This is a genomic window from Chitinophaga sancti (assembly GCF_034424315.1).
Lineage (GTDB): Bacteria > Bacteroidota > Bacteroidia > Chitinophagales > Chitinophagaceae > Chitinophaga > Chitinophaga sancti.
The window spans coordinates 48561-62052 of the sequence record NZ_CP139972.1; the positions used below are offsets into that span (position 1 = coordinate 48561).

A 13492-nucleotide genomic window follows, 5' to 3' on the forward strand; every position below is an offset into this window, starting at 1 on the left:
ACCTTTGCGGTGATTTTTGCTTTTAAAACCTCGTTCTCTTGTTTTCTCTGTATAAAAAGGCCTATGCGGGCTTATCGACCTCAACCTGGATACTTGCTGTTGTGCTCCTGATCAATCGCTGTGGTGCCATGGTCATCCCTTTTATGACCGTCTACCTCACCCAGCAGCTTCATTTTTCGGTACAGCAGGCGGGCCTGGTCATGACCTGCTACGGTATCGGTGGTATTGTCGGCGCTTTTTCCGGTGGGCGCTTGTCCGACCGGTATGGTTTTTACCCCGTACAGTTTTGGAGCCTGCTCCTGCAGGGATTGATCTTCTTAGTGCTTGGGCAGATGCATACCCTTCTGCAGTTCTGTATCTGCATATTTATCCTGAGCGCGGTGGGCGATGCATTTCGCCCGGCAAACACCGCTGCTACTGCGCATTATAGCAACCCGGAAAACAGGACAAGGTCTTATTCGCTGAACAGGCTGGCCTCCAACCTCGGCTGGTCTATAGGCCCGGCAGTGGGAGGGATTGTAGCCAGTTTTAGTTATCACCTGCTTTTTTGGGTGGATGGGCTTACCTGCATAGTGGCTATCCTGTTCATGCGTTTCTTTATTCCCCCCGTTCGTGTAGCGCCCAAAATACAGGAGGTCAAAGAACAACCTGCTGTCAAAACCGCGAGCGTATATAAAGATGGGGTTTACCTCACCTTTATCGCGCTCAGCATCCTGTTTACGACTGGTTTCTTACAGTTATCTACCATGGTTGCTTTATATTTTAAAGAGGTGCTTCACCTGGAGGAAGCGCAGATCGGGATGGTGTTAGGGATCAATGGGTTACTGGTGGCTGCCATTGAAATGGTGCTGATTTATAAAATTGAAAACAGGAAGCATCCGTTGGAATTCATGACCCGCGGGGTAGCATTGGCGAGTTTGGCATACCTGAGTTTTAATATTCTGCCGGCTGCCGGCTTTGTAAGTATTGTCTTCATTGTTTTATTCACTGCCGGAGAGATGTTAAGCATTCCTTTTATGACTGCGTTCTTTATCAGCAGGAGCGGGGAGCATAACCGCGGGCAATATGCTGCATTGTATACGGTTTCATTTGCCGTGTCTACTATCTTATCGCCTACCATTGGTTCCGCGATGATTGCGCATTATGGCTTTAGGGTGTGGTGGTATGCGGCAGCGGGATTGTGCCTGGCTTCGGCGGTAGGGTTTAATTATTTGTATCAGAAGGTGATGGAGAAGAAGGGGAGTTATGCGATGCAGCATCACTGATGGATATTAAAAAAGGCAAACTTTACAGTTTACCTTTTTTAATATCCATATAAATGTTTTCCTCTCCTTAATAATGCGCAAAATCCTGCGTATAATCTCCTTTGATCCTCTCAATTGGGGGATTAAAATATCCATACTTCAAATGCGGGAACTCTTCCAGTATCAACTCCTGCAACTGCTTCACACCCAAACACTCTCCCGTCTCCGTAATCCCTAACCGACCCAAATACCAATCCGGATCAATATTAAAATTCCGCCACTGGATCATCTTCAAATTCGTATCCCTGATCAACTTCCTCAAGGCCTCATATTCATCTGCACTATCCGTCATCCCCGGAAACACAAAATAGTTGATTGAAGTCCACCCGCCAAACTCATTCACCACCTTCAAACTTTCCACTATATCCTCAAACTGGTAATTATTCGGCCTGTAATAAGGTGTATAATATTTCTCCTGCGCAGAATTCAGGCTCACCCGGATACTATTCAATCCCACCTTGCACAATTCACGCACCGCATCTGGCTTACTACCATTCGTATTGATATTAATACTGCCCTTAGCAGTATGCTTTCTCATTTCGATAATAGACTCACGAATCGTCTCCCACATCAGCAAAGGCTCCCCTTCACATCCCTGTCCATATGACACAATCGGGAAAGGCGCTGTTTCCAGGTGCGGTACTGTAAACTCCACAATCTCCTCCGCCGTAGGTTTAAACCGCAAACGATCCTGTGTAGACACGATCGACTCCTCTTCCGGCTGGAAAGAAATACATCCTATACAATTCGCATTACATGCAGGCGAAGTAGGAATCGGACATTCCCAACGGCCCATAAAGTAATTACGTGCTGCCGGACAATGATAAGTCAGCGCACAGTTATCAGCCAGGTGCTTCACCAGCCTGTTATGCGGATATGCCTTTATCAATTCCTTTACACCGTCTTTCACTTTCTTCTCATCAAAACCACCACATTCCTGCCTGATATCCTGCTCAATCCTCACTGCAGGCACATAAAACTTCCCATCCAGCCAACCTACTGCTGTATAGCAGAACAAAGGCAGGGTAGGGGCATCCGGCATCGTTTCATACGCCGCTATATAAAAACCCGTATGCGCAGGCGGAATAAAGGCAGCTACCGCCCATCCTTTATCACACAACTGCATCTCACCTGTCTCGGCATTTAAACCAATTCCACGGCGACCAGGTAATTCATACAATGAGCCACCTTCCGGCAGTTCAATCCATTCGTCAAGTTCTATGGGCCACGCATCCCAGCCACTACGGCCGGTGGTGAGCATAGATGTATCTTCAAAAATATTCCCCTCTCCGTCGGAATATAAAATGTACGGCGACTGTTTTAACATACTGAGTTGTGATTAAAGCCTGCTCTTAAAAAATGCATTCATTTCAGCTTCCTTATCTGCACCGGGTTCATCCAAAACTTCCAGTTGCAGTACTTTGTTGTCTTTAAAATCTATAGTGAGCAGGTCATTGCGTAAAATTAAGTTATTCAGGCGGCTCCAGCTAATCACCTTTTCTGAGAAGGTGGTAGGCAAAGTCGCCCCGTTGAGATCTACCCTGATATACGAAGGCATGAAGATCTTGTACTCCGCATAGCCAATGTACGCCGCAGCGACTCCCGTCAGGAACAGGAAGCCTGCTGCCAGCGGTTGCATATGCGTCAATACAAACAGGCAACCTGTCAGGCAGGCGAAGGCCTGTACAGTACGGGCCAGGCTGTTGGCCGACTGTATATTCTTAAACCGCTTCATCATAAAGGGAAACACCAGGCTCCCAATCCCCAGAAGAAAGAAGAAACCGGCTACTGCCCAGTTAGGATCCGGACGGTTGTAAACACCAATCGTAATCAGTAAAAAAAGAATGCCGATGAGGCCGTGCATTGCTGGTTGCATGCGCAGCCGGGTCATAGCATTGGGATGTAAAATTCTTATTCTATAAGATTGCATGTGTGAAATTACTTGTTATCAGGATGCACCATCAGGTTACATAATTTGAAAAGCACTCTGGCACCCACATTGGCATCCCATTCCTCATGTGCACTGCTTACTTCACTCAGGTCAAAACCGATGATCTTACGGCCACCTGCCAGCAGTTTCCTAAACAAATAGTACAGCTGTTCACATTCAAATCCTCCCGGTACAGGCGTTCCAGTATGCGGGCAAAGTTTAGGATCCAGGCCATCAATATCAAAACTGATATACACCTGTTGTGGCAGTTGATTTATTATCTCATCACAGATGACAGCCCAGTTAGCACCCTCAAATTGCCGATGCTTAAGATCCCTGTCAAAGAAAGTATGCACCCGCTCAGGATGATCCTGTATATATTGTAATTCTTCTTCGCAATAATCACGGATACCCAGTTGTACCAGTTTGCTCACCTGTGGCACTTCATTCAGTACATTATACATAATAGACGCATGAGAGTACTGGAAGCCTTCATACCCGTTTCTTAAATCACAATGGGCATCAATCTGTAGCACCCCGAATTCACCTTTTTCTTCACCCAATGCTTTAATATAGCCGAGCGGGGTAGAGTGATCTCCACCTACCAGGCCAACCATTTTGCCCTGTTCCAGGATGCTTTTGGTCTGGCTGTACACCCACTCATTCATAAGGTCCGTACCCTTATTGACATCTACCAGTGTTTTCTTCAAAAATTCATTCTCGGAAATATCCCCTCCTTCTGTTATAAATTTCAGGTAGAGCTCCGCCTCTTTACGCAGGTAATCACTACGCAGCAGCATGTGCTTGTCCTGTTCTCGCATGAAGAACCCTTTTCTCCAGCCTTCTTTTACATCAGGATCGAGCAGGTCAACCTGTAAACTTGCTTTACAGATTTGTTCAGGTCCTCTTGCCGTACCGTGACAATAGGACACCGTCACTTCCCATGGAATTGGAAGTAAGACGAGGGACGCATCCTCTTCAGTCGTAGGTAATCCGAAGATGTTGTTGGATACCAGACTGACGGAATTGGGATCAAAGTTGGATAAATCCGCCATGATAATGAAGTTCTTATACTAATTTTCGCCGCAAAGATAGCACTTTATACATTAAGCGGTATTGCACAGCGTGGATCATTATCGGCCTCCTGAACAGCACGGTAAGGCAGCGACAGCTTTTATGATAATTATCATGTCTCCTTTCATGTAAAAAATCCACTTTCACACCTCATTTTGCCGTAATTTTGCGCATCGAAAGGTGAATGGACCGTTTTGATGGATAAAAAAGCATATTTGAAAACGCACATTTAGGGGAAGCTTAAGAACAATTTGCGATATGAAGAAATCTAGTATTGTTTTATTAGTGCTGATTGCTGTAGCAATTGGGGTGATTATAACAGTGGCCGGTGATTTCAGTACTTATGAAACATTTGCCACAGCTCGTCAGAAAGAAGGAAAAGAATTCCAGGTAATTGGAACACTGGATACCACCAAAACTATGGTATACGATGCCGCAAAGGATGCTAACCTGTTTACTTTCTATGTAAAGGACAAATCCGGTGAAGTATGTAAAGTAACCTATTTCGGTACCAAACCCACTGACTTTGAAAAAGCCGAAAGCGTCGTGCTGACTGGCAAGATGATTAAGGCCGGTGAATTTCATTGCGGTAAGATCCTCATGAAATGCCCTTCTAAATATAAAAATGACCAGGTAGCGGTTGGCAATAAAGTATAAGCCAGTCGCCATATAATATTTTAAAAGCTTTAATGGCCCGCACAGTCGGGCTATTTCTTCATTCTAGCACCTTTTATCTTGAAGACGACATATATAGGAGAGCATTTATTGCCCGGGCAGTTTGGACATTTTTTTGCCGTGCTGGCATTTGTGGCCTCGATAGTGGCCACTGTGAGCTATTGGGTAAGCGTACGTACCGAAGATGAGGTAAAACGTACTTCCTGGAGACTGCAGGGCCGTTGGGCATTTATAGTGCAGGCTGCATCTGTTTTTGCCGTATTTGGTTGCCTGTATTATGCATTGTACAGCCACTATTTTGAATATAAATATATCTGGCGCAATTCCAGCCGCGATTTGCCGGTGAGTTTGCTCCTGTCAAGTTTCTGGTCTGACCAGGAAGGGAGTTTCATGCTCTGGTCTATCTGGCAGAGTATCCTGGGCCTGGTACTGATCCGTACCACTAAAAAGTGGGAGGCACCCGTGATGACCATGGTGTCATTTGCACAGGTTTGCCTGAGCAGTATGCTGATCGGGATCTTCATCTTGAATTATAAAGTAGGTAGCAACCCCTTCCTCCTGTTGCGTCATGCACCGGAAAACCAGGGTCTGCCATGGGTGAACAGCCCTAACTACCTCAGTTTTATCAAAGACGGTAATGGTCTGAACCTTTCCCTGCAGAACTACTGGATGGTGATTCACCCGCCAGTGCTGTTCCTGGGTTTTGCATCTACCATTGTGCCTTTCGCTTTTGCCTTTGCCGGCCTCTGGACAAGGGAATATAAAGATTGGATCAAACCTGCACTGCCATGGGCACTGTTCAGCGCTGCTGTGCTGGGTCTGGGTATCATGATGGGTGCTGCATGGGCCTATGAATCATTGACATTTGGGGGCTACTGGGCATGGGATCCGGTAGAAAATGCTTCGCTGGTGCCATGGCTCACACTGGTAGCAGGTATTCATACCCTGCTGGCCTTTAAATCATCCGGTCATGCGCTGAAGGCGACCTTCTTCTTTTTCTTCATTACATTCATATTAATTCTGTATTCTACTTTCCTGACCCGTAGCGGTGTATTGGGTGATACTTCTGTACACTCCTTTACGGATCTGGGTATGAGCGGACAGCTGACCTTTTTCCTCTTCGCGTTCATCCCGGCATTTGCCATGCTGATTGCCCGCAGGAAAGAGATCCCGACCGTTCACAAGGAGGAAAGTACTTACTCCCGCGAGTTCTGGCTCTTCATCGGTTCGCTGATCCTGATGATTGCCGCTATCCAGATCACCTTTACCACTTCCATCCCGGTATGGAATAAGCTGATAAATGGCCTGGGTATTAAAAAACTCCTGAACCTGACCAACGACATTGCACCTCCATCTGATGGTGTATTCCATTATAATAAGATCCAGATCTGGGTGGCCATCGTGATCGGTATTCTCACCGCGATCGTACAGTTCCTGAAATACAAGGATACCCCGAGGGGGGAGTTCACCCGCAAGCTGATGATCCCGACTGCCCTGGCCCTTGTTGCGACCGTTCTGGCCGGCTGGCTGGGCAAGGTAAATTATGATGCATACGGTGCCGGTTTCCTGATGGCGATCTACCTGATGATGTTCGCCAGCTTCTATGCAATCATTGCCAATCTTGCCTACATCTGGATTGGTCAGAAAGGTAAACTGAAAGCAGCAGGTGCATCTATAGCGCATATCGGTTTCGGTATGGTGCTGCTGGGCATCGTGATCTCTTCCTCCAAGAAAGAAACGATCTCTATTGACAGGATGAAGATGCTGGACGGTGGTTTCTTTGGTGCGAACAGTAAGGAAAATCCACGCGAGAACCTGATGCTGCCACGCAACTTCCCGGTACAGATGGGTGAATACCATGTGACCTACGCAGGCGATTCCATGCCGGCGGGTGAAGCAAAGACGTATTACCTGGTAAGATACCAGCGTAAAGATCCTGCCAGCGGTAAACCACTGGAATCCTTTACTTTACATCCGGATGCTTTTCTGAGTAACAAGGGAGAGCAGACACTGACACCAAACCCGGATTCAAAACATTATTGGAACAAGGATATCTTTACTTATATTACAGCAGTTCCTTTAAAAGAAGATAATAGTGATACCGCGACTTATCAGCCGCATGTAGTAGCGCAGGGGGATTCCATCTTCTTCTCCAATGGCTACATGATCATGGAGGGACTTGATCCGCAGCCGAAAACACGCAATTACAAAGCAGAGCCAAATGACCTGGCAGTAGGGGCAACGCTGAAGGTATATACCAAAAATAATGACCAGTACAATCTGAAGCCGATTTACCTGATCCGCGACAGTAGCTACGAATACAATATCCCTGATACCGTGGCACCATTGTCACTCTATGTTCGATTTAGTAAGATCCTGCCAAAGGAAAAGAAAGTAGAACTGGAAGTAAAAGAATCTACCGTTTTCAGGGATTACATAGTGATGAAAGCCTTCATTTTCCCATTCATCAATGTATTGTGGATTGGGGTGATCGTAACGGTGATCGGATTCATTATGAGTATGTTCCAGCGCCTGCGTCAGAACAAAGAAAAACCAGCTGTGAAGAAGCCTTTGACAAGAGAGAAGACAGTTTAATAGCTTGATGATATAATATTTGATACAGGTAATAATTCCGGTTATTACCTGTATTGTTTTTTTAATACTATTGGTATGAATAGCAGATGGCTGCGTGTAGCGCTTATTGTAATAACATCCCTGATCCTGGTCTATTACCTGGGTCCAAGACCTGCTGTTCCGGTGTATGACCCTAAGTTTCCCCAGGTACCAGAAGATGCTGCGGGGCTGGAGAAATATATTTGTCAGAAGGAAGCCCGGCATATTATAAAGCCGGATAATGAAGCCCGGATCGTATGGCATGATTCCCTGCATGCCAAAACGGAGTATGCCGTGGTGTACCTGCATGGCTTTTCCGCCAGTCAGGGCGAAGGGAATCCTGTGCACCTTGATTTTGCAAAGCGATATGGTTGTAACCTCTTCCTGTCCAGGCTGGATGCACATGGCCTGGATACATCAGAGCCTTTGCTCACCATGACAGCCACCGGTTTATGGCAGGATGCTAAGGAAGCCCTGGCAATCGGGAAGGCACTGGGGGAGAAAGTGATCCTGATGGGTACGTCTACGGGCGGTACCCTGGCACTTGAGCTGGCAGCGAATTACCCCAATGATGTGTACGCGGTGATCAATCTATCGCCAAATATTGAGATCAATAATGAGATGGCTTTTCTGGCGAATAATCCCTGGGGTTTACAGTTGTCCAGGCTTGTGATGAATGGAAATTATAATCAATCGGGGGATACCAATGCATTGCGTGCGCAATACTGGTATAATAAATACAGGCTGGAAGCGGTTGGGGAACTGGAAGCATTGCTTGAAACGACGATGGTACCGGCAACTTTTAGGAAAATCAAGCAGCCCGTACTGAATTTGTATTATTATAAGGATATTAACCACCAGGATCCGACAGTAAAAGTGAGTGCGATACTGAAGATGGAGAATTTACTGGGTACGGCAGATAGTTTGAAGGAGGCTGTGGCTATACCGGAAGCAGGGAGCCATGTGATTGGTTGTTACCTGACATCGCATGATGTAAAAGGAGTGGAGCGGGTGATGTTTGATTTTGCGCAGCGGAGGCTGAAGATGGATACGATGATGCAGAAGGCGGATAATTAAGGATTAAATTTTGCGTGCAGAAAGCCGGCCATGAGCTGTTAAAATACAGCTGTTGCCAAAGGCAAATCGGGGTAATATCACAAAATATTAATATCAGATGCTATCCTAATTTACCTTAACTTTAGCATAGTATTAGGAATACATTAAGAAATGGGTCGCTCAATATCCGCATTCTTCATCCTTATCATGCTGTGCCTCTTTAGTCGTGTAGGGGTCAATGCCCAGACCAGACACGGTCTGGATAGTATTCCCGTCAGCGCGGTTATAATTAACGGCGATACCATTCCCAGCATTACACTCCAGATTGTAGAAGTCATAGATAAATTACCGAAGAAGTTCCGTAAACAGCGTGAGGCCTGGACCCGTCTGCGCAACGCGGTGTATGTAACTTATCCGTATGCGGTACAGGCTTCCAGGATTCTGAAAGATGTGAACAGCAAACTGGCCGCCCTGCATGACAAGAAGGACCGTAAGGCCTACCTGGCATCTGTAGAGAAGCAAATGAAGGCGCAGTTCGGGGATAAGCTGGAGAATTTGTCCATCTACCAGGGGCGTATATTAATGAAACTGATCAACCGGCAGACCGGTCAGAACTGTTACGAGATCATCAAGGAACTGAAAGGTGGTTTCTCTGCGAGAATGTGGCAAACGGTGGCTTTCTTCTTTGGCGGGAATCTGAAAAGTGAATATGACCTGGAAGAAGACAAAGATATTGAGGCGATTGTACAGGAAATAGAGATTTACCGGGGTTCACGGGCATATAATTAACAAGACTTTTGAAGCGGCGCTTGCCGCTTTTTTTATACCTTAGAAATATGCAATTCAGATTATTATTAGCGGGCCTCCTTTTATGGAGTATAGTGTCCAAAGCCCAGGATGGTACATTGTTTATAGTTGACAGCGTTGAGGTGGAGGGTGGCCTTAACAATCTTTCTCCGGATAAGATAGCGTTTATGAATGTGGTCAAGAGCCCGACCTTACAGGCGAAATATGGGGCAAAGGCGGAGAACGCCATCATATTTATAGAAACGAAGGCTTTTGCACGCAAGCGGTATAACCGCTTATTTTCGGAGTTATCGCCGGCATTTGAGGCGGCCTTGAAGAAGTATGGAAGTGATAGCGTGTTTCAGTATATACTGGATGGGGTGAAGATAGATGATACGAGTATGAATATGCTGGCGGCGCTGGAGAAAAAGAGTATTGTAAACCTGGTACTGGTGGATAAAGAAACGCTGAAGCGTAAATATGAGGTGAAGGAGAAGGATAAGAAGGTGGGCGTGGTTATTACATCGAAATAAAACGATATGAAACCTTTCATAAGTACGGCCAATGAGCGAAAGCTCATTGGCCGTAAATTTTCCCGCTATTAGGTATATTTGCACCCGAAAGGAAAGTATTTACGATGAAATTAGACATATTAGCAATCGTCGCGCACCCTGATGATGTGGAATTGGCATGTGCGGGTACCCTGATGGTACACGCTGCGCAGGGAATGAAAACCGGCATTTTAGACCTTACAAAGGGAGAATTGGGTACCCGTGGTACTCCTGAAATACGCGCAGCAGAAGCTGCAGACGCTGCCCGGGTTATGGAAGTGGATGTAAGAGAGAACCTGGGTCTACCCGATGGATTTTTTAGAAACGATACTGAAGAGCAGTTGAAGGTGATCACGATGATCAGGAAATACCGTCCTGAGATCGTATTGACAAATGCCCGTGAGGACCGTCACCCGGATCATGGTCGCGCCGCGGTGCTGGTAGCGGATAGTTGTTTCTTATCCGGATTAAGGAGAATTGAAACTGCATTAGATGGACAATCACAGGAAGCCTGGCGCCCCAAACAGGTGTTCCATATGTTACAGAATAAAATAGAAAACCCTGATTTCGTGGTCGATATCTCTGCTGTGATCGAGCGGAAGAAGGAGGCGATCAGGAGTTTTAAAACCCAATTCTTAGCGCCGGCGGCAGACAATGAGCCGGCTACATTTATTTCTTCCCCTGCATTTTTCGAGAATATTATCAGTCGTGACAGATCATTTGGGCAATTGGTAGGGGTACCTTATGCGGAGGGCTTTACAACAGCTAAGATGCTGGGTATCAAAAGTTTTAAGGATCTTATTGGAAATGTTACCTGAGGTGATGGGTGGGGTTGCTATAACAAACACGCGCTTCCTTTGTCAATAAATGGCGAAGGAACAGTTACGATATTACAGGAAGGAAAAGATTGGGATAATTAAAGGCAATAGGAACCTTGCTGCCCGATTTGGGTAGTATGAATGGTATGTGCACGAAACACCGTTGCCCTTCAAACATTAGATGAACAGATCTTGAGTGGCATCAAATTCATCATGTTTACTGAAACTGTTTTTGATAAACGGAATCAGTGCAAGGCCTATCGTAAGGATCACTAAGAGTACATTTTTCGTTTTCATGTCCTGTCGTATTTAATAAAGATGAGTATACTTAGTATAACTAAATAACGTGCCAAAAAGTTACGTTTCCTTTCGAAAAACGTTAAGATTCTATTAAACAGGGGAAATAGTGAAACACAAAAATGGAATTCCCAGGTGTAGCGTGGGGTATGGGAAGCATATAGACTTTTTCAATAACCTATAAGGAAAAATCTATTTGACTAATTATGAATAGACTGTGACCTTTGCATTGGAAATTTTTCCGCAGGATGGAAATTTATGAATAGATTTTACTGCAGGATCTAAATTTTTTCGGGGGATATTATCCGGAGAATGGAACTGAAGCATCTTACCATTAAGATTATTACCCGGGCGGGTATTATCAAAAGCGGATGTTTCCATTAAACGGAATATAACCATAAAAAGGAAAATAGTAACCAACAATAAATAATCATCAAGCACATGAAGAATGCAACTTTATCTCTGGGTGCACAGTTCCCGGAGTTTAAGAAAACGGCAGTAGTATCTATCGAGAAAGGAAAAGAATTCTATGAACTGACTTCTGAAGAGCTGAAAGCTTCCGGTAAGTGGTTGGTAATGTTCTGGTGGCCTAAGGATTTCACCTTCGTATGCCCAACTGAAATTGCTGAGTTCAACAAAGCTTACCAGGATTTCGTAGACCGTGACGCTATCCTGATCGGTGCTTCTACTGACAGTGAGTTTGTACACGCTGCATGGAGAAGAGATCATGAAGATCTGCGTGGTCTGCAGTTCCCAATGCTTGCTGACACCAGCAAATCTCTGGCTACAGAATTAGGTATCCTGGAAGAAAACGAAAAGGTTGCTTACCGTGCTACTTTCATCGTTGATCCTCAGGGTATTGTACGTTGGGTATCCCTGTATGACCTGAACGTAGGTCGTAATGTGAAAGAAGTACTGCGCGTACTGGATGCGCTGCAGACAGACGAGCTGTGCCCTTGTAACTGGGAAAAAGGTCAGGCTACCCTGAACGCATAATTTTTTTTTCGAGGTCCATAGTCAGCTCCCTTTGGGGATGTCCGGCTATGGACTTTTTCTTAGCCCTAACTTTTGGCTGTGTTGGTATTTTAGCGCCAACGCTACCTATAATATATAATATATATGTTCGCAACATCCAACCAGGATACAGCAGTACAGCTGCTCCAGGCAGTAGGTCTGACAGAGAGTTCATTGTCTGTCCGTTTACATCAGCTGTCTGATGCTGATGCCCGCTATCTGAAAGATTTAAAAATCAACGTTACTAACGGACTGAATGCTACCACCTTCACTAAAAAGGAAGCTTACCTGATTGGCCTGGCAGTAGCTGTGAATGAAAAGCATGCGGACCTGCAGGCGGCATTCGAAAAGCTGGCGATTGCAGAGGGTGCAAATGGTAAAGAAGTGGCTGAAGTGCTGAGCTGCACCAGTCTGCTGGTAGCTAATAATGTATATTACCGTTTCCGTCATTTCGTGAAAAAAGAATTCTATACTACCCAGCCCGCAGGGATCCGTATGAGTATCATGGCGAACCCGGTTTTAGGGAAAGAATTCTTTGAATTGATAAGTTTAGTCGTTTCTGCTTTGAACGGATGTGAAATGTGTGTATCTTCGCATGAAGAAGCACTGATAAAACACGGCACCACGCAGAACCGTATCTTAGATGCAGTTAGGCTGGGGGCGGTTTTGAGAAGTTTAATCGTGTTACTGTAAGTGATAGGTTTCTAACCGGATAAGATCTTACCGGAAGAACAATAATCCTGAAATTCGTCATTGCCATGGGCATTTCGGAGGGATGAATGGCCTGCCGACAGTTAATGTGGATAAGTTTTTCAAGGTGCGGAAGTCTGAATACTGTTGTAAAACAGGAAGGGTTGTTATGATAACAATAATGACCGGGGAGCCTGCCATAAGGCGTTCTTTACAGGCTTTTAAGGTGTGGGCTAAATAATTAGGGCATATGTTTTAAAAGAAACTGCTCAGGCATGTTTAATTTTTTAGATCATCTGCAATTTAAGTTATTGAAATTCACCGCTTAATGTTGTAAAACATCAAATTAAATACTTTTATTCATTAATCACGGGATGTATTAGTTTGCAAATTCAAAATAATTTGCGACTTTTGCAGTCCAAAATTTTTCTATCATGGCAAGAGTATGTCAGGTGACAGGAAAGAAGCCTATTACGGGTCACCATGTTTCCTTCTCTAACATTAAGACTAAGAGAAGATTTCTGCCTAACCTGCAGAAAAAACGTTTTTTCCTGGCGGAAGAGGATCGCTGGATATCTTTGAAAGTTTCTGCTGATGCGTTAAGAACCATCAACAAAAACGGTTTGTATGCAGTAGTTAAAGAATTGCGTGCAGCTGGACAAACAATCTAATCGTAAGCATTCA

At 45.1% G+C, this 13492-nt stretch carries 13 protein-coding genes; 10 read left to right on the forward strand and 3 right to left on the reverse strand.

Annotated elements, in window-relative coordinates; all coding sequences use genetic code 11:
* The first annotated feature begins 38 nt into the window (after nucleotides 1–38).
* Nucleotides 39–1265, forward strand: a complete 1227-nt coding sequence (locus U0033_RS00180) for an MDR family MFS transporter (RefSeq protein ID WP_072357205.1) — start codon at nucleotides 39–41, stop codon at nucleotides 1263–1265.
* A 67-nt stretch (nucleotides 1266–1332) separates the two neighbouring features.
* On the opposite strand, the gene U0033_RS00185 is transcribed toward U0033_RS00180, so the two are convergent.
* From U0033_RS00185 to U0033_RS00195, 3 genes are read right to left on the reverse strand one after another with little or no spacing between them, the layout of a single operon-like run.
* Complete coding sequence (locus tag U0033_RS00185) at nucleotides 1333–2631, reverse strand: radical SAM protein (protein WP_072357206.1); 1299 nt, start codon at nucleotides 2629–2631, stop codon at nucleotides 1333–1335.
* A gap of 12 nt (nucleotides 2632–2643) precedes the next feature.
* Nucleotides 2644–3234 carry a hypothetical protein gene (locus U0033_RS00190; RefSeq protein WP_143150608.1) on the reverse strand — a complete coding sequence of 197 codons (591 nt, stop codon included), beginning with the start codon at nucleotides 3232–3234 and terminating at the stop codon, nucleotides 2644–2646.
* Nucleotides 3235–3242: 8 nt separating this feature from the next.
* Nucleotides 3243–4289: an agmatinase family protein gene (locus U0033_RS00195; RefSeq protein ID WP_072357208.1), complete on the reverse strand. Its 1047-nt coding sequence runs from the start codon at nucleotides 4287–4289 to the stop codon at nucleotides 3243–3245.
* 277 nt (nucleotides 4290–4566) lie between these two features.
* On the opposite strand from U0033_RS00195, the gene U0033_RS00200 reads away from it, so the two are divergent.
* The 9 genes from U0033_RS00200 to rpmB all read left to right on the forward strand — a co-directional run bounded on the left by U0033_RS00200 (nucleotide 4567) and on the right by rpmB (nucleotide 13479).
* Nucleotides 4567–4965 (forward strand): cytochrome c maturation protein CcmE domain-containing protein, encoded by a 399-nt coding sequence (locus U0033_RS00200; RefSeq protein WP_072357209.1) that lies wholly within the window; start codon nucleotides 4567–4569, stop codon nucleotides 4963–4965.
* A 78-nt stretch (nucleotides 4966–5043) separates the two neighbouring features.
* Nucleotides 5044–7578 carry a cytochrome c biogenesis protein CcsA gene (gene ccsA, locus U0033_RS00205; protein ID WP_072357210.1) on the forward strand — a complete coding sequence of 845 codons (2535 nt, stop codon included), beginning with the start codon at nucleotides 5044–5046 and terminating at the stop codon, nucleotides 7576–7578.
* Between the two features lie 75 nt (nucleotides 7579–7653).
* Nucleotides 7654–8673, forward strand: a complete 1020-nt coding sequence (locus U0033_RS00210) for an alpha/beta hydrolase (protein ID WP_072357211.1) — start codon at nucleotides 7654–7656, stop codon at nucleotides 8671–8673.
* Between the two features lie 150 nt (nucleotides 8674–8823).
* The gene (locus U0033_RS00215; protein ID WP_072357212.1) at nucleotides 8824–9441 is read left to right on the forward strand and encodes a DUF4294 domain-containing protein; all 618 of its coding nucleotides are present in this window, start codon (nucleotides 8824–8826) and stop codon (nucleotides 9439–9441) included.
* 47 nt (nucleotides 9442–9488) lie between these two features.
* Nucleotides 9489–9971: a hypothetical protein gene (locus U0033_RS00220; protein ID WP_072357213.1), complete on the forward strand. Its 483-nt coding sequence runs from the start codon at nucleotides 9489–9491 to the stop codon at nucleotides 9969–9971.
* A gap of 104 nt (nucleotides 9972–10075) precedes the next feature.
* Nucleotides 10076–10807 (forward strand): bacillithiol biosynthesis deacetylase BshB1, encoded by a 732-nt coding sequence (gene bshB1, locus U0033_RS00225; protein ID WP_072357214.1) that lies wholly within the window; start codon nucleotides 10076–10078, stop codon nucleotides 10805–10807.
* 738 nt (nucleotides 10808–11545) lie between these two features.
* Entirely contained in the window at nucleotides 11546–12100 is a 555-nt protein-coding gene (locus tag U0033_RS00230) for a peroxiredoxin (RefSeq protein ID WP_072357215.1), read from the forward strand.
* A 123-nt stretch (nucleotides 12101–12223) separates the two neighbouring features.
* The gene (locus U0033_RS00235; RefSeq protein ID WP_072357216.1) at nucleotides 12224–12811 is read left to right on the forward strand and encodes a carboxymuconolactone decarboxylase family protein; all 588 of its coding nucleotides are present in this window, start codon (nucleotides 12224–12226) and stop codon (nucleotides 12809–12811) included.
* Nucleotides 12812–13242: 431 nt separating this feature from the next.
* A complete protein-coding gene (gene rpmB / locus U0033_RS00240) occupies nucleotides 13243–13479 on the forward strand; it encodes a 50S ribosomal protein L28 (protein ID WP_072357217.1) in 237 nt (78 codons plus the stop codon).
* Nucleotides 13480–13492 lie beyond the last annotated feature (13 nt).